Raw genomic sequence first — 16981 nt, forward strand, 5'->3', positions numbered from 1 at the left:
TCCCCGCACGTATAGCTTGCAACTCATTGTGAAAAATAAGCCCTGGAGCCACAAACATGGACAACACTGCATCCGTAGAAGGAGTGGTTAAAAAACGAGGCTTTGATATTTCCTTACGTGATTGTGGAGAAGTTTGATGCTGATTGCTTGGGCGTAAAACCATCTGATCCACTGTCAATGAAGCATCTGCTAAAACTACAGCCTGCTGTTTTTCATCAGAAGGATGGTCTACGGAATGTAAGGATTGATCTTTCGAAGATAAAACAGCTGAGGGAATAAAAACAAATTGATTTTGGTTTAAATATCGAGAAGATATGCTTTTACGTGCTACATTATCAATATAAACCGCAATCAAAGACCAAATTTTCCCTTCGTGATGATTTTTATTACTTAGAGTGTATATGTAACTGCATTATCAACAGCAACAATCTCTTCACCAGAAAATCTGCTAGAGTAAAATGCGCTTTTCCACTTTGATCATGGATTAAATCAAGCTGAAAAAATAAATCCTGATTGAGTAAAGGAGAATTGGTAATTTTAATACCAGAATCAATAACGCTTATTTTATGTTGGCCCATACCCTTCTTTATAAGGAGATAATCACCACATTGTTCTACAAAACTTTTATGAAACCTAAAATGTAAATGACCTGAAAGATTATTAATCTCAAGTCGAGAATAATGTGGATCAAACAGGCTAGAAGTAAAAATAACACTGCCAATTCCACTTAAATCCTCAATTAAAGAGCTATTACCATCAATTTTAGAAGCAATAGAGTATAAGCTCGTATCTTTTTAACTTAAAATAACTTTTTCTACTTCCGTACGACATTGTTCAGCACCAGCATAAAGATAAATCCGTCCAAAATCATTAACAATTGTATCTTTATAGATTATTGCATCCAAATATACCCATGATTTTGCTTGATGATTAGCTGTTAGAGTATTCACATATGCATTGTTATATGCTTGCTGAGGAGCTCTATCATAGAGCATAATCTCACTTGCATTTCCTTCTGCAAAGCTGTTCTGCATACCATCCTTTAAAATTTCGGTAGAAACTGTAAAAATACCGCCGTCTAAGGCGGCCTCCTGATCTTCTGTATCAATACCTTCAAAACCTCATACCTAAAACTCTTTGTGCCATAAAGATTCTGTAGCCCTCCTTTCATAATCTTTGTATCAAAAACTATCCCTCATCATATATTCTGTTGTCCTGATATACTATTTTCACTATAAATCTCAGTATAATAAACGCTGCTTTCCCTAAGTTTTCCTTCAAGAATCCCCTTACCAACAATAACCTACTTACCACCGTAGATTTTAGCCCCTTATGCATTTGCACCACTTTTAACAATTTGCTTTCCACCTTTTTAAATAATGGCATATCCTGAATTGCTCAGATTTTCAAAAAACTCAACACCACCACTCTCAATTGTGGTATCCCTCCTAACACTTGCTTCATCCATACAGAGCCTCCCACCATCCTGAACTGTATTATGCATGGAATATCCTCCATCCTTATAATTGAAGCTTTTTACTTTTTTACCAAAAGCTTCAGAATCATGATTGGTAATATAAATGGCAGTACCACCACTGATTATTGAATCTGTTAGTACCTTAAAGAAAAAGGCTTCTCTTCTCCTTCACTCTTCTTCATATAACTTATCTCTGTGTTTATTCGGTATGCTTTTTGAATTCTCCCCTTTCACTTTTGATAATATTTCCCGTTTTTTCTAAATTTTCATTTATGTCTTCGGATATTAATGAAGTTTTTTCTGACACAGCGAGACCATCTGCATTAAGATTCTCTATAAGAAAACCAATGGTCATTCATGTCCCAAAACTTAAACTTAATTTACGTTGCATTCTCATTCCACAATTTCAAAAAAATTGCATAATGAAATAAAGTGTATAATGACATATTAAGAATCACCCAACACATGAAGCTCTAACTCATCAAAAACTGCAGTGTGTATTTTAAAATTCATACACAACAAAAGATGAAAACATTCTCTTAATACGCCTAAAAAGTGTTTTTATTGCACGTATAAAAAATTTTTTAAATATTTTTAAGATATTAAACATTAATCCCAAAAATTAGATTGATTTCTAAATAGAGTAAAAAATATGCCTCCATATAGAAACTCAGAACATGCTTTTCATACTATAACCATTGTTTATTATGAAGAGCATAATAATAACCGACTCGACACAGATCTAAAATTTTTATAATTATAGCAGTTCAATTTTGTAATTTGATTTGTTCGCATACTGAAAGGGACATTCTATTCATGTCTATAAGCTCAGAAATAAAAAGCAAAAAAAATTCTCCTCGCCGAATTTTATTTGCAAGTCTTATTGGTCCAACAATTGAATTCTTTGATTTTTATGTTTTTGCAACTGCTGCAGCCCTTATATTCCCTCATGTATTCTTTCCAACACAAAATGATCAACTGGCTATTTTGCAATCTTTCCTAGTCTTTGGAGCAGCTTTTTTTGCACGTCCTTTTGGATCGATTGTTTTTGGACATTTTGGAGATAAAATTGGACGAAAAGTAACGCTTATTGCCTCTCTTCTCACAATGGGACTTTCAACAGTCATTATTGGTTTCCTTCCTACTTATGAAACAGCTGGATGGTGGGCACCCTTTTTCTTAACCCTGTGTCGTATTGGACAAGGAATGGGTTTAGGAGGTGAATGGGGGGGAGCCGTGTTGCTTGCAACAGAAAACGCTCCTCCAGAAAAACGCGGATGGTATGCAATGTTCCCTCAATTGGGCGTTCCAATCGGTTTATTCTTATCTATTATAGTTTACTTAGGTTTATTGCACTTTCTTGATCATGATGAACTTTTAGCATGGGGATGGCGCATTCCTTTTATTGCCTCAATCATTTTTATGATTATAGGCTTGTGGATTCGCCTTTCAATCAATGAAACCGTTCAATTCAAGAAAACCCTCGAAAGTAAAGAACGTGTCAAAGTTCCTATCATTGATGTCTTTTTCAAATATCCAAGAGTTCTATTTCTTGGAATATTCTCTGGTATGGCGACATTTGTTTTATTTTACTTGGTCACCGCATATTTATTAAGCTATTCAACAAATCACCTGAAACTGCCATATCATCAGGCTTTGCAAGTAGAAGTGATTGGTGCTATTTTCTGCGGAATTTTTACTGTTATAACCGGAAAACTTGCCGATCGTATTAAGCGTAGAACTTTGATGATTTTGATCACGATAATTACCGGTCTTTATTCTTTCGCAATTCCTTATTTTTTAAATTCTGGAGTTATAGGAATTCTTGCAATGTCTATCATTGGTCTATCGCTCATGGGAATGATCTATAGTCCTCTTGGTGCTGTTTTGGCTTCACCATATCCAACAGAAGTTCGGTATACAGGTGCTTCTGTAACCTTCAATTTGTCTGGTATCGTTGGAGGATCTCTTGCTCCTTATATTGCAGAATACTTGGTACAAAATTTCAATACTTCTTATATTGGTTATTATTTACTTCTTGCCTCTTTCATCTCATTGCTTTGCTTCGTCGGATTTAAAGATGATGAGATATCTAGCTAGAAAACAATAAGAAAAATAAAATTGGTAGCAGAAATGCTGCCAATCTTATTTTTAAAGGCAGTGGTTGAGGAAGACACCACCATAATATGCTCGCAAATAATGCACTCAAAAAAAAGAATAAAATATCCGCGACATTGCTTATATAAGTAGCAGTAAATATTTGCGATAAAATGTGCGTTGTACCCAACCATGAAACGCAAAAAAAAGCTAACGTCACAGCCCATAAAACAAGCAAAATTCGATCAATAATCATTCCATCACTACCATTTATTTTTTTGATTGTAGGCTATATTTTTATTGTTCCCCAAAGAAAAATTACAATAACCAACGGCCTCTTCCTGATATTTCCGCAATAAAGAGTGTCGGATTCATTATTCCTATCAATCCTATAAAAATCAAAATAACAGATGCAACACGCATTAAACCTGCTTTTCCCAACAGCGATCTTCCGTCTGCTGCCAATAAGTTAAATGATGATTTTCCATTTTATATTTTTTCCACTGCACCCGAGCAAAATTCAACTGGTCATCGTTTTGTCCATCAAATATCACGACAAGCCGCTGATAAGCCTCAATATCTGAGCAAACCGCTCCCTCTATAAGAAAGCGTATCTTTGAATCATTCGGATTTTCCTGCCCTGTGGTAAGAAAGACAGGCTGTAAATTTGGATATTGATCACACTGAGTTCCATGCCCAATAAATGCTTCATCAGAATAGACCCATAAACGCATATCTATAGCATCACGTTGTTCTTCACTCACACATTGTATTGTAACCTTAGAAAAGCGAACTAGTGCACGCTCCACAAGCCTTGGCAAAATATCTCCTAGCTTTGATTGCGTTAAATGATAAAATAAAATGTCCACCCTCTTAGCCCTCGTCGTTCTTTATAAAAAAATCAGCATATTTGAGGAGAAGCTGTTACCATCTCCATCATAAAAGGAGCTGGTTACAAACATAACATTTTCTCTTTATTCTCATAATGCGTATTACCTTTTTTTTCATCTGTCTTAAAGAGAGAAAAAAGACAAATTATATTTCCTAAGTTCATAAAAAGGTTTATTCGAGTTCAGTTTCTCGCTTCTCGATAATTTTTCATTCAAAAATAAAATATATTGTATAGCACAATGGGTTGAAATTATTTTACAATTCTACACCCTATTATTTGGTAATAAATGTGCAAAAGATATAAAATATTTTAAGTTTTTGTTATATTTTTCATCTAAGGCAGTGTAGAATCCCTGCTCTTTAGATAAGATATGAGGATGTTATCCAATTTATGCGTATTATTGAGTTTTACATCCTGAAACGTGTTCTTATCCTGTTTGGTGCTGTTATGATTGCAGCAATTAGTATAAGTTGGACAGTACAAATTCTTGCACGAATAAACTTTCTTACAACAAGTAGACAAACGCTCCTAACAGTCTTGCAGTTTTCATTCTCATTGGTCCCTTCTGTTATTTTTCTTGTCATTCCATTTGCATTAGTAATTGCAATTACAAATACCCTTTCAGCAATGAATCAAGACTCAGAGCTTGCCATCATCAGCGCCTCTGGTTTTCCTAAAAGCACTGTGTGGAAACCTATTCTTCTTCTCGCTATTATTGCATCATGCCTCTCCTTTTTTATAGCCAATTTTGTTGTTCCACAAGCACGCCTTAATATGCGAAAAATGTTAGCAAGTGCTCATGTTGATCTTATTAATCTTTTTATTAGTGAAGGTAGCTTCCAAAAACTCACCAATAATCTTTATATAGAAATTGGTGAACGCAATCCAAATGGGATGCTTGAGCGTCTCTTCATTGCCGATCAACGCGATCCTAAAAATGATCTTTTTTATTATGCAACAAGCGCATCAATTGTGAGCAATAAAAGTGGAAGTTTTCTTGTCCTTAATAACGGTGAAATAGAAAGAATCAATCATCAAAATGACAGCGTTTCAATTGTTCAATTCAGCTCATACACCTTTAGCTTGAGTGAATTCATTCCCAACGATAAAAAACCTACACTTTATCCAAAAGATCGCTCCCTTTCTTATTTATTAAGCCCTGACACTCAAGACCCCTACTATCAACGAAAACCACTAGAATATAAAGCTGAATTTCACCGCAGGCTTACAGAATGGCTTTATCCTGTTGTTTTTTCACTCATTGCATTAGCAGCGGCAGGAAATACACGCTCATATCGACAAGCACATCATTCTGCAAACTTCTCTGCTATTGCATTTTCTTTGCTTGTCTATTGGATGGGATACTTTTTTGCTGAAAAAGCAAAAAGCGACCTTGCATATGTTCCACTTCTTTATATGACCCCCATAGGAATGAGTGCTCTGGTTTTTTTCATGCTCTTAACAAATCATACAATTGGTATCCCTACGAAACTTAACGAGACACTTCAAATCATTTTTCAAAAAGTGAGAAGAAAATTTGTCTCTCGAAAATCTCAATATCCCTCAGATGAGGTATCATGATCGGCTGGACACTTGGACAATATTTCTTTATACGTTATCTTAAAATAACCTGTTATTTTTTGGGGGGGATTTTTATTCTTGCTTTTTTGATTGATTTTACAGAAAACTCTGCTCGGCTATCCTACCTTCCCCATTATACAGCAAGAGATGCTTTTTTTATCTCCGTTTTACGCATCCCTTTTATAATGCAACAACTTATTCCCTTTATTGCACTCTTTTCTGCAATGGTCATGCTCATCTCGCTTAATCGAAAACTTGAACTTGTTGTAACTCGCTCCATTGGTGTTTCTGCATGGCAATTTCTCACACCTGCCTGTTTTGGCGCTTTTCTTTTGGGATTATTTTCTATTTTTTTGATTAATCCTCTTGCCGCATGGGGATTCTCTCAAGCAGAAAAAATGATGACTGAGTGGCGTAGTAACAATGTACTAACATCTCTTCATAACACACGTATCCCATGGTTAACACAACGCACCCTTTCAGGTAGAACAACCATTGGAGCTAAATCTATCACTGATCAAGGAACTTCTCTTATCAATGCAACCTTTGTACAATACAACGATAATGCAACAGTTAAAAATTGGATTAATACAAAAAAAGCAACATTGACAAATGGTTCTTGGTTGTTAACAGATGGAACTATCTACAAAATAGGTCATTCTCCTGAAAAATTTACGACATTTCAAATAAAAACTAATCTAAAGCCTGAATTTTTAACTGAACGTTTAGCGAATCCAGCAACTATCCCATTTTACCAATTACCCAAAAAAATTATGATTGCGCGTTCATTTGGCTATTCTGCAAATAATTTTGATATGTATTTACAATCTTTGATTGCATTACCTGCATTGCTTGTGGCAATGACTCTGATTGCAGCAACTGTTTCTTTGAACTTCACACGCTTTGGACAATCTGGAACATTAATTCTTGGTGGTGTACTTGCTGGATTCGCGCTTTATGTTATTTCTGTACTTGTTCAGGCTTTTGGTAACGCTGGACATATTCCACCAATTATTGCAGCTTGGACACCAGTGGTTATTGCATTATTTTTGGGAATCTCTTTTTTACTGCATAAAGAGGATGGCTAAGTGAAAGCATTAATAAGTAAAAAAGTGGTTTTGACAAAATTAAGTACCCTTACCTTGAAAAGTATTATGGGCTGTCTCTTAGGCATATCTTGTTCTGTTTCTGTAAATGCCAAAAGCTCTCCTCTTTTTGCTCAAAGTCACATCAAAAATCCGGTAAGTCCTCTCACACTCTCTGCAGATGAACTCATCTACAACCGTGATGAAAACACTGTTTCTGCACAAGGTAATGTCCAAATCGAATATGATGGCAACAAGGTTGTCGCTCAAAAAGTCATTTACAATCAAAAAACAGGACGAATCATAGCGCAAGGAAATGTTGAAATTATTCAAAAAGATGGGAACAGAATTTATTCTAACCAAATTGATATGACGAAAGATTTTGGTGAAGGATTCGTAAAGGCTTTACGCATTGATACCGCTAACAACGTCCATTTTGCAGCAGCAAATGCCACACGCACCAACAGCCAGATAACAGTTTTTGATAATGCCACTTACACAGCCTGCGAACCTTGCTCTTATAAACCAGATAGGGAAGTTGTATGGAAAATTAAAGCAAGAAAGATTATATGGAATAACGTTACCAAAAAAATTCGATTTGAAAATAGTTCTTTTGAAATTTTTGGTATGCCGATTTTACACTTGCCAACTTTTGAACTTAATGATCCAACGGTGAAACGTGCAAGCGGTTTCCTTGCTCCTCGTCTTTTTTATGCCGATTATCTTGGTATGGGTGTAAAAAATTCTTACTTTTGGAATCTCGCACCTCACTATGATGTTACACTTTCTTCGACCCTCTATACTCAACAAGGGCTTTTAACCGAAGCTGAATGGCGCCAACGTTTTAAAACAGGCAATTATAACATTCACTTTGCGCATATCTATCAAATGAAACCGCAAAACTTTAACAATGATACAATTGATGCACAGCATAAAAATCGTTATATGCTCGCAACAAAAGGGGATTTTCGTATTAATTCACACTGGACTTATGGATGGGATATTTTTTCACAGTCTGATCGACATTTTAGTCGTGCTTATAAACTTGAAAACTATAATAATCCTACGCAACTTTCTCAGCTTTATTTGAATGGACTGGCTGGGAAAAACTACTTCGATATGCGTTTTTACCATTTCAAAGTTCAAGATTTAATATTGAATGATTCCCATGAACGTCATTCTCGGCAAGCATGGGTTCTTCCCCGCATTGATTACTTTTTTACACCAAATGAGCCAATTTATCATGGAGAGCTCACTTTTCATAGCAATATGCAATCAATTTACCGTCGTCATGCTGATTTTAGCTCTACTGACTGGAATGGGGCCCCCCTCAACAGTGTTAGGATTTCTGGTATTGCAGGAAATAGTTTCCGTTTAACAAATGAGCTAGAATGGAAAAGACGTCTCTCCATGCGCGGTGGGCTGATACTAACTCCTCTCCTTTCTTTACGTGCTGATATCATTTCAACAAATATACACGAAAACAATACTGATCATAGCACAAATGGCTTCTCATCGACTCTTCGTAGTTCAACAGTTCGTGGCATGGCAACTGCTGGCTTAGAATTACGCTATCCCTTTCTCATTACGTTGGAAAACTCTACACATATCATAGAGCCAACCGCACAAATTTTTATACGCAATAATGAACGCTATATAGGACAAATCCCTAATGAAGATGCGCAAAGCTTTATATTTGACGCAACGACTCTCTTTCAACGTGATAAATTCTCTGGTTATGATCGTGTAGAAGGTGGAACAAGAGCCAATATAGGCTTAAGATATTCTGGAAATTTCAACAATAATTGGTCTTTTTATGGCCTTGTTGGTCAATCTTTTCATCTTGCAGGAAAAAATTCCTTTGCAGAAAAGGATTTGGTTAATGTAGGTATTCACTCCAGCTTAGAGGCAACACGTTCAGACTATGTGGCAATGTTTGGTGCAAATAATAAAAACGGCTTTTCCTTAGAAACGCGTGGACGTTTTGATAAAAAAACAGGAAAAATCCGCCGCAGCGAAATTGAAGTAGCACAGAAATGGAAAAATTTTTGGGGAGCCGTGCAATATGCTTATATCGCAAGTCAACCAGATTATGAGTATCCACAAGAGCGCCAAGAAGTTTCTTTTCAAACGGGCATTAAACTAGCTAACTATTGGTCTGTTAAGAGCAATGCCGGTTATGATTTAGTATCTGGTACATTCATAAAACGAGGAATCAGTTTAAACTATACAGATGAATGTTTTGGACTCACATTTGGTTATCAGCAAATAACTGATCCAAGCAAAAAAACACCTCTACAAAACTTTAATTTCTCTCTTTCATTGCGCACGATTGCAGACATTGGAAAGAAGATAAACTAAAGTTTGTAAAGAGAATGTATAGGCAATTTGACTTACCATTGTTTTTATGAAAAAAACGTATATTTTAAAAGGTTGATGGAAATTAATAAACAATGTGAAGGCCTACCTACATGAATAAATTGAAAAAGCGTATTGTTGCTTTGTTTTGTATTGCACCTTTGAGTGTGAGCAACCTCTTGGTAAGTGAATTTTTAATCTCACCAGTCTTCGCACAAACGAGCATTGTTGTTACCGTCAATGGTAATCCTATCACCAATTACGATATTCAAAGACGTGCAGCTTTTCTTAGATTACAACAAAAACAAGGTAATCTTTCCTTGCAAGCTAAAAATGAACTTATCAATGAAACCCTCAAAAATATTGAAATTAAACGCCGAAATATTGAGGTAAAAAATGATGAAGTTGATAAAGCTTTTGAAAATTTTGCAATGCAAAATAATATGGCTATCGATCAACTCAATCAAATTTTGATTCAAAATGATATCACAGTGCAACACTTTAAGGATTATATCCGTGGACAAATAGGATGGGGACGTCTTGTTAATGCACGCTATCAAGCTGAAACGGGTATGATTAGTGAACAAGAAGCTGTTCGCAGAATATTGAAGAATGGTGGAGTAAAGCCTTCAACCAATGAATATACATTACAGCGAATTGTTTTTGTTATTCCTGCGCATCGTCATTCAGAAATCTTTGAAAGACGCCAGAGAGAAGCTAACAACTTCCGCGCGCATTTCCGTGGATGTGCAAATGCTCACAATCAAGCTAGGGGTATTTTAGATGTTACTATCCGAAACTTGGGAAAATTTCTCGAACCTCAGCTCCCTAGTGCTTGGGAACAGGCTATCCTTGCAACTCCTGCTGGAAGAATGACTCAATTTCAGGAAACATCTGATGGGATTGAGGCGCTTGCTGTCTGCAAAATAAAGAGAGTTTCTGATGATTATGTAGCTCGATTGATATTTTCCATCCAAGATAATAAACAAAGCAGCACGCAGAAACTCGAAAAATTAAGTGAAAAATATTTAGAAGAATTGCGTCGAGTAGCGCGTATTAAAAACTCATAATGGCTGCACTTGTTGTTAGTGGTGGTGATCCGGCTGGAATTGGACCTGAAATAGCATTAAAAGCGTGGAATTTGCGTGTTACACGTCAAATTCCGCCTTTTGTTCTGCTCGCTGATCCAGATGTTATTCGTTCGCGAGCTCGTTTTTTACAAATCAATGTTGAGATAGAATCTGTCTTAATAAATAATCCGGTAAAAAACTTTCAAGCTGCTCTTCCTGTAATACCATTAAAAAATCGACAAAGCGATCAACGCGGTTTACCTTCTCCCAATAATGCGGCTGGAATAATTGAATCAATTAAACGTGGTGTCCAATTGATTGAAAGTGGACATGCCTCTGCACTGGTTACTTGTCCTATTGCAAAAAAAAATCTTTACGATGCTGGATTTGAATTTCTAGGTCATACAGAGTTTTTAGCCAATTTAGCGCATCACTCCGCTAATAAATATTATCATCCGGTTATGATGTTGTCTGGACCTCGGCTAAAAACAGTACCGATTACTGTTCATATTCCATTCAAAGAAGTTCCTTCACAACTCACCCGTCACTTAATCATTCAAACGGCACTTATTACTGAATATGACTTAAGAACACGATTTAAAATAACGTCACCCCGTCTCGCCGTTGCAGGACTAAATCCTCATGCTGGAGAAGAGGGAGCAATGGGAAAAGAAGATATTGAAATTATTATTCCCGCTATTGAATATCTCAAAAAAAAAGGACTTAATATTGTTGGTCCATTACCTGCCGATACAATGTTCCATGAATGCGCACGAAAAACATATGATGTTGCCCTCTGCATGTATCATGATCAAGCCCTTATTCCTGTTAAGACATTGGACTTTGATACTACTGTTAATGTCACATTAGGATTACCTTTTATTCGTACTTCTCCAGATCATGGAACTGCTTTTGATATTGCTGATAAAGGAATAGCCTCTCCAGAAAGCTTTATTGCTGCTCTTAAACTGGCAAATCAACTTGCAGAAAATAGAAAATAGTTTGATAATATGGCAATAGATAATTTACCTCCTCTGCGTGAGGTCATTGATAGATATGGATTGCAAGCTCATAAATCCTTGGGACAAAATTTTCTTTTCGATCTTAATTTAACATCCAAAATTGCTCATCAGGCAGGAAATCTAGAAGGAAAACCTGTTATTGAAGTGGGACCTGGACCTGGAGGTTTAACGCGTGCTTTGCTTGCAAAAGGTGCCGTGGTAACAGCGATAGAGCGTGATGAGCGATGTATACCGGCTCTCTTAGAAATAGAAAAGCACTACCCACAAAAACTAAAAGTTATTTGTAATGATGCATTAAAGCAAGATTTTGCGAAACTCTTTGAACCATCTCTAGAAAAACCACGCATTATTGCAAATCTTCCCTATAACATTGGAACACAACTCTTATTAAACTGGCTGTTGGTGGAACCATGGCCTCCTTTTTATGAATCAATGACTTTAATGTTTCAGCGTGAAGTTGCCAAACGTATTACAGCAAAACCTCAATCTCCCCACTATGGGCGTCTTAGTGTCTTAACGGGATGGCGTACTATTGCTAAAATTGCTTTTGATGTTCCTCCTCAAGCTTTCACACCAGCACCCAAAATAACTTCTTCTGTTGTTCATATCATTCCGCGAATACAACCTCTTAACTGTTCCGCACAGAAGCTAAGCTTTGTAACAAAAACTGCTTTTGGACAAAGACGAAAAATGCTTCGTCAAAATTTTAAAACTCTTGGAGGTGAAATACTTTTGGAAAAAGCTGGTATCGATGGAGTACGTCGTGCTGAAACACTTTCAATTTCTGAATTTGTAACTTTAGCGAATTTGATAACCTAAAAAGTATAAATTTTTTAAAACAATAAAGATATTAATCAATCTCTTCAGCAATAAGTCCATCAATAAAAGTTTCAAGAAAAGCACATCTCTCGCGTTTCATTGTTTCGGCTAAATAAATCGATTTAATAAGGGATAAGGACTGATTTAAATCCTCATTAATAACAACATAATCGTAAGAACGCCAATGCTGCATTTCCGTTCGTGCATTTTTCAACCGTAAATTGATGATATCTTGGCTGTCTTCTGCTCGACGATGTAAACGCGAGATGAGCTCTTTCATTGATGGTGGAAGAATAAAAACAGACACAGTATCATCCGGCATCTTTTTTTGCAGCTGCTCGGTACCTTGATAATCAATATCGAATAACATATCTCGGCCAGTTTTTAACACATTTTCAACGCTTTTGCGTAAAGTTCCATAATAATTTCCATGAACTTCTGCCCATTCAATAAACTCCTCTCCATCACGCTTGCATTCAAACTCTTTCTTTGAAATAAAATGATAATGAAGACCATCTACTTCACTAGGACGTCTTTTCCGTGTTGTCATACTTACAGAGAGTTCTAATTGTATATCTTTTAAAAGCAATCGAGAAAGAGTTGATTTACCAGCTCCTGAAGGAGAAGAGAGGATAAATAAAAAACCGCGACGTTGGGTTCCTTTTCTAGCACGGGATTCATCCCCAAAGAATGTCATCATACTGTTCTACTTTTCTCAAAAATTCAATAGTGGGTTTCTATAACCCAAAAATCAATGTGCTGCTTTAAACACCCGCCATTTGCGAACATTCATATTATGTTCCTCTAACGTTCTAGAAAAAACATGCCCTCCCGAACCATCAGCGACAAAATAGAGCACATCACTGATTGGTGGATGCGCAACCGCTTTCAGAGAATCTCTGCCTGGATTCGCAATAGCTGTTGGTGGTAAACCATTAATTTTATAAGTATTATATGGTGTTTCTTTCTCAAGATCTGAACGGTAAATTGCACGACCAGATGGTATTCCTTTTCCACCAAAAAGACCATAAATAACTGTTGGGTCAGATTGAAGCCGCATATGTTTTGCAAGACGGTTATAAAAAACTGCAGCAACTTTAGGCCTTTCAGTTGCAATCCCTGTCTCTTTTTCAACAATTGATGCCAATATGACAAATTCATCAATGGATTTTATTGGTAAATCAGGTGAACGTGTCGCCCATATAGCATGAATTAATTTCGTCTGTCCTTCACGCAATCTGTTTATAACTTCTTGACGCGTTGTTCCCCGAATAAAACGAACAGTATCCGTCATCAAACTGCCTTCTGGAGGCAAAACTTTTGGAAGATCCCCAATTAAAATTTCATTCGCAGCTAATCGATCAAAAACTTGTTGAACCGTTAAACCTTCTGGTACCGTAAATGTATATTCAATAGATTTACCTTTCACGAGGATATCCATAATATCGCGCATCGAAGCATGTGCTGGGATTAAATATTCACCAGCTTTGAGATGTGTTGTTTTTTGGTGATAACCAACTCCATAAACAAAAACGTCAGATGATCGAATGAGACCACGTTTTTCAAGGAGTGAAGCAATTTCACGAATTCCTGTTTTAGGATAGATAAGAACAACTTGCTCCTCTTCAGCTCCCCCCTTTGCTTCAAAAATAGTTTTACCAACATAAAGAGGAATGCTTATGGCTAAAATAATAACTACAATCAGCATCAGAAAAAAATGGCCGAGAATAACCAATGGATTACGTACGATAAATGATTTCTTTGGTTTCTTATATGCTAACATAGCGTTATTATCTACTCTATGATCCGAAGAAGCATCTTTTACGTCCTTTAGTGGTCTTCCATTTTTCACATCGGACACAACTCTCATCCTCAACAAGTTTTAAGTATTATAATTTTCTCGCTTAAATTTTTATAATTCTATAATAAAGTAGAAAACATAGAAAAAACAAATAATTTCTTATTCCGCAAAGCGCCGCATTACTAAAGATGCATTCGTCCCACCAAAGCCGAAGGAATTGGAAAGAATCGTATCAATTTTCCGTTCACGCGGTTTATGCGGAACAAGATCAATTTTTGTTTCAATGGATGGATTATCAAGGTTAAGTGTTGCGGGAGCAATATTATCACGTATAGCTAAAACACAAAAAATAGCCTCAGCCGCACCAGCTGCACCAAGTAAATGCCCCACAGAAGACTTTGTTGATGACATGGATACTTGTGGCGCATAATGCCCTAAAACGCGCTCAACAGCTCGCAACTCTATGACATCTGCCATCGTTGAAGTTCCGTGGGCATTAATATAATCAAGTTCACTTACATTCACTTGAGCACGTTTAAGAGCAGCCATCATACTACGCTGTGCACCCTCGCCACTCTCTGAAGGCGCAGTAATGTGGTAAGCATCTCCAGATAAACCATAACCAATAATCTCAGCATAAATGCGAGCACCGCGTCTTTTTGCATGTTCAAGCTCTTCTAAAATGACAACCGCTGCGCCCTCTCCCATTACAAAACCATCACGATCAGCATCATAAGGACGTGACGCACGCTCAGGATCATCATTACGACAAGTAGAAAGTGCCCTACAAGCAGAAAAACCAGCAAGAGATATTCGGTTTATTGGAGACTCAGTTCCCCCTGCCACCATAACATCTGCATCGCCAAACGCAATCAAACGTGCTGCATCACCAATGGCATGCGCACCTGTCGAACAAGCCGTTACAACCGAATGATTAGGACCACGCAAACCATATTTAATAGACACATGGCCAGAAGCAAGATTAATTAAACGTCCTGGAATAAAAAAAGGAGAAACACGCCGTGGACCTTTATCACGAAGCGTATAACCAGCCTCAACAATACCTTCAATGCCACCAATCCCCGAACCAATCAAGACACCCGTGCAAATCTGATCTTCATCATTCTTGGGAAACCACTCTGCATCCGCAAGTGCCTGACCAGCAGCAGCCATTGCGTAAACAATAAACGCATCAACCTTACGCTGTTCTTTGGGATCCATATACAAATCAGCATTATATGTACCATCTGTTCCATCTCCTAATGGAATACGAGCAGCAATCTGGCACGGCAAATCGGACACATCAAATTCAGTAATGCGTCGAACTCCACTTTTCCCCTCAAGAAGGCGCCTCCAACTACATTTAACATCACCAGCTAACGGAGACACCAACCCTAAACCAGTAACAACAACACGTCTCATAACTTTTAAACCTTGGATTGAGATTTATCTCTCAAAGTTCTCTTCTTTAAATAGTCCCCCAAAAACAAAAGCAAAAGCATTTTATGCTTTTGCCTTTCAATTTCATGCAGAAGCTTTATCAATAAACTTTACAGCATCACCTACTGTAAAAATCGTTTCAGCGGCCTCATCTGGGATTTCTACACCGAATTCTTCTTCAAAAGCCATAACAAGCTCAACCGTATCAAGGCTATCTGCTCCTAGATCATCGATAAAGCTCGCATTTTCCACGACTTTATCTGCATTAACTCCAAGATGCTCCACGATAATTTTCTTAACGCGCTCTACTGTATCACTCATGTTGAAATCCTCAAATTTATTTTCCTATAATCTGGTTAGCTATATCGGCTCATCTAATCAAGCAATAGATGCATTGCTCTAAAAGTTTTAGCAGTAATTTAAAACATCCTGTGGATATTCCCTACAAAATGAAACAATCTGATAGTCTGACATTCCGATATAAATTGATTAACCTACAATTTTTAGAGAAATGGACGTATCTGCCCATTTCATTCGTTATTATCTAAAATAATATGACTTATAAATCAATGTGCAATAAAGCAAATACTCAGATCATTGCCATCCCGCCATTAACATGTAGTGTTTGACCGGTCACATATGCTGCTTCATCACTCGCTAAATAAACAGCAGCACAAGCTATTTCTTCTCCATTCCCCATGCGCTTCATTGGAATCGCTGCCATAATGGTTTCTTTTTGTTTCTCATTAAGTTTGTCGGTCATGGCAGACTGAATAAATCCTGGAGCAATACAATTAACAGTGATGTTTCGTGAGGCAATTTCTTGCGCTAATGCTTTAGAAAAGCCTATTAAGCCAGCTTTTGTGGCACAATAATTTGTTTGACCAGGATTTCCAACAACACCCACGACAGATGTTATATTAATAATTCTTCCATAACGACGCCGCATCATAGAATGTGTTAATTCACGCGTCAAAGCAGCTGCTGCTGTGAGATTGATTGCTAAAACATCATCCCAGTCTTTCTCTTGCATACGTACAAAAAGACCATCTCGAGTGATTCCTGCATTGTTAACTAAGATATCAACACCACCCATTTCTTTTTCTGCTGTTTCAGCCAATTGTTTAATAGATCCGCGCTCAGAAAGATTAGCAGGAAAGACAAAAACATCCTGCCCTAAATCTGTGGCTACTTCTTTCAGCTTGTCTTCACGCGTTCCATGGAGCCCAACAATTGCTCCCCGCGCATGAAAGCAACGTGCAATTGCCTCACCAATTCCTCCTGATGCTCCTGTTACAAGAGCTTTACGACCTGTTAACTTAAACATTTTTTAGACTCC

At 37.1% G+C, this 16981-nt stretch carries 17 protein-coding genes and 1 pseudogene; 7 read left to right on the forward strand and 11 right to left on the reverse strand.

What is annotated here, in order from left to right:
- The 4 genes and pseudogenes from BN202_RS09965 to BN202_RS10455 all read right to left on the reverse strand — a co-directional run.
- Positions 1–355, reverse strand: a pseudogene (locus BN202_RS09965) (BafA family autotransporter); the annotation flags it as partial.
- 31 nt (positions 356–386) lie between these two features.
- Positions 387–773, reverse strand: a complete 387-nt coding sequence (locus BN202_RS09490) for a pertactin-like passenger domain-containing protein (RefSeq protein ID WP_083859165.1) — start codon at positions 771–773, stop codon at positions 387–389.
- 21 nt (positions 774–794) lie between these two features.
- The gene (locus BN202_RS09280; RefSeq protein ID WP_051013508.1) at positions 795–1034 is read right to left on the reverse strand and encodes a hypothetical protein; all 240 of its coding nucleotides are present in this window, start codon (positions 1032–1034) and stop codon (positions 795–797) included.
- A 338-nt stretch (positions 1035–1372) separates the two neighbouring features.
- On the reverse strand, positions 1373–1504 hold the full coding sequence (locus BN202_RS10455) for a hypothetical protein (RefSeq protein WP_280109570.1): 132 nt from the start codon (positions 1502–1504) through the stop codon (positions 1373–1375).
- 789 nt (positions 1505–2293) lie between these two features.
- Between BN202_RS10455 and BN202_RS05735 the strand changes: the two genes are divergently transcribed.
- A complete protein-coding gene (locus BN202_RS05735; RefSeq protein WP_019219660.1) occupies positions 2294–3577 on the forward strand; it encodes an MFS transporter in 1284 nt (427 codons plus the stop codon).
- On the opposite strand, the gene BN202_RS10340 is transcribed toward BN202_RS05735, so the two are convergent.
- Positions 3570–3830: a hypothetical protein gene (locus BN202_RS10340; protein WP_083859166.1), complete on the reverse strand. Its 261-nt coding sequence runs from the start codon at positions 3828–3830 to the stop codon at positions 3570–3572. The genes BN202_RS05735 and BN202_RS10340 overlap by 8 nt on opposite strands.
- A gap of 166 nt (positions 3831–3996) precedes the next feature.
- Positions 3997–4443 carry a DNA polymerase III subunit chi gene (locus BN202_RS05745; RefSeq protein ID WP_019219663.1) on the reverse strand — a complete coding sequence of 149 codons (447 nt, stop codon included), beginning with the start codon at positions 4441–4443 and terminating at the stop codon, positions 3997–3999.
- Positions 4444–4856: 413 nt separating this feature from the next.
- Here BN202_RS05745 and lptF point away from each other — a divergent pair, with 413 nt between their 5' ends.
- The 6 genes from lptF (at position 4857) to rsmA (ending at position 12401) form a co-directional block, all read left to right on the forward strand.
- Positions 4857–6047: an LPS export ABC transporter permease LptF gene (lptF, locus tag BN202_RS05750; RefSeq protein ID WP_019219664.1), complete on the forward strand. Its 1191-nt coding sequence runs from the start codon at positions 4857–4859 to the stop codon at positions 6045–6047.
- Entirely contained in the window at positions 6044–7135 is a 1092-nt protein-coding gene (gene lptG / locus BN202_RS05755) for an LPS export ABC transporter permease LptG (RefSeq protein WP_019219665.1), read from the forward strand. The genes lptF and lptG overlap by 4 nt, the downstream gene beginning before the upstream one ends.
- Positions 7136–9493, forward strand: coding sequence for an LPS-assembly protein LptD (locus BN202_RS05760; protein WP_019219666.1), 2358 nt, complete (start codon positions 7136–7138; stop codon positions 9491–9493).
- Between the two features lie 110 nt (positions 9494–9603).
- Complete coding sequence (locus BN202_RS05765) at positions 9604–10560, forward strand: peptidylprolyl isomerase (protein ID WP_019219667.1); 957 nt, start codon at positions 9604–9606, stop codon at positions 10558–10560.
- On the forward strand, positions 10560–11561 hold the full coding sequence (gene pdxA, locus BN202_RS05770) for a 4-hydroxythreonine-4-phosphate dehydrogenase PdxA (protein ID WP_019219668.1): 1002 nt from the start codon (positions 10560–10562) through the stop codon (positions 11559–11561). Before BN202_RS05765 ends, pdxA begins: the two co-directional genes overlap by 1 nt.
- A gap of 9 nt (positions 11562–11570) precedes the next feature.
- Positions 11571–12401 (forward strand): 16S rRNA (adenine(1518)-N(6)/adenine(1519)-N(6))-dimethyltransferase RsmA, encoded by an 831-nt coding sequence (gene rsmA, locus BN202_RS05775; RefSeq protein WP_019219669.1) that lies wholly within the window; start codon positions 11571–11573, stop codon positions 12399–12401.
- A gap of 31 nt (positions 12402–12432) precedes the next feature.
- Here the strand turns inward: rsmA and gmk are convergent, their stop codons facing one another.
- The 5 genes from gmk to fabG form a co-directional block, all read right to left on the reverse strand.
- Positions 12433–13098: a guanylate kinase gene (gmk, locus tag BN202_RS05780; RefSeq protein ID WP_019219670.1), complete on the reverse strand. Its 666-nt coding sequence runs from the start codon at positions 13096–13098 to the stop codon at positions 12433–12435.
- A 54-nt stretch (positions 13099–13152) separates the two neighbouring features.
- Positions 13153–14262, reverse strand: a complete 1110-nt coding sequence (gene mltG / locus BN202_RS05785; protein ID WP_034987591.1) for an endolytic transglycosylase MltG — start codon at positions 14260–14262, stop codon at positions 13153–13155.
- Between the two features lie 99 nt (positions 14263–14361).
- Positions 14362–15624: a beta-ketoacyl-ACP synthase II gene (gene fabF, locus BN202_RS05790; protein ID WP_019219672.1), complete on the reverse strand. Its 1263-nt coding sequence runs from the start codon at positions 15622–15624 to the stop codon at positions 14362–14364.
- 102 nt (positions 15625–15726) lie between these two features.
- The gene (locus tag BN202_RS05795) at positions 15727–15963 is read right to left on the reverse strand and encodes an acyl carrier protein (protein ID WP_004860281.1); all 237 of its coding nucleotides are present in this window, start codon (positions 15961–15963) and stop codon (positions 15727–15729) included.
- A gap of 268 nt (positions 15964–16231) precedes the next feature.
- A complete protein-coding gene (fabG, locus tag BN202_RS05800; RefSeq protein WP_019219673.1) occupies positions 16232–16969 on the reverse strand; it encodes a 3-oxoacyl-[acyl-carrier-protein] reductase in 738 nt (245 codons plus the stop codon).
- Between the last annotated feature and the right edge of the window lie 12 nt (positions 16970–16981).

It is taken from the genome of Bartonella florencae, from assembly GCF_000312525.1.
GTDB lineage: Bacteria > Pseudomonadota > Alphaproteobacteria > Rhizobiales > Rhizobiaceae > Bartonella > Bartonella florencae.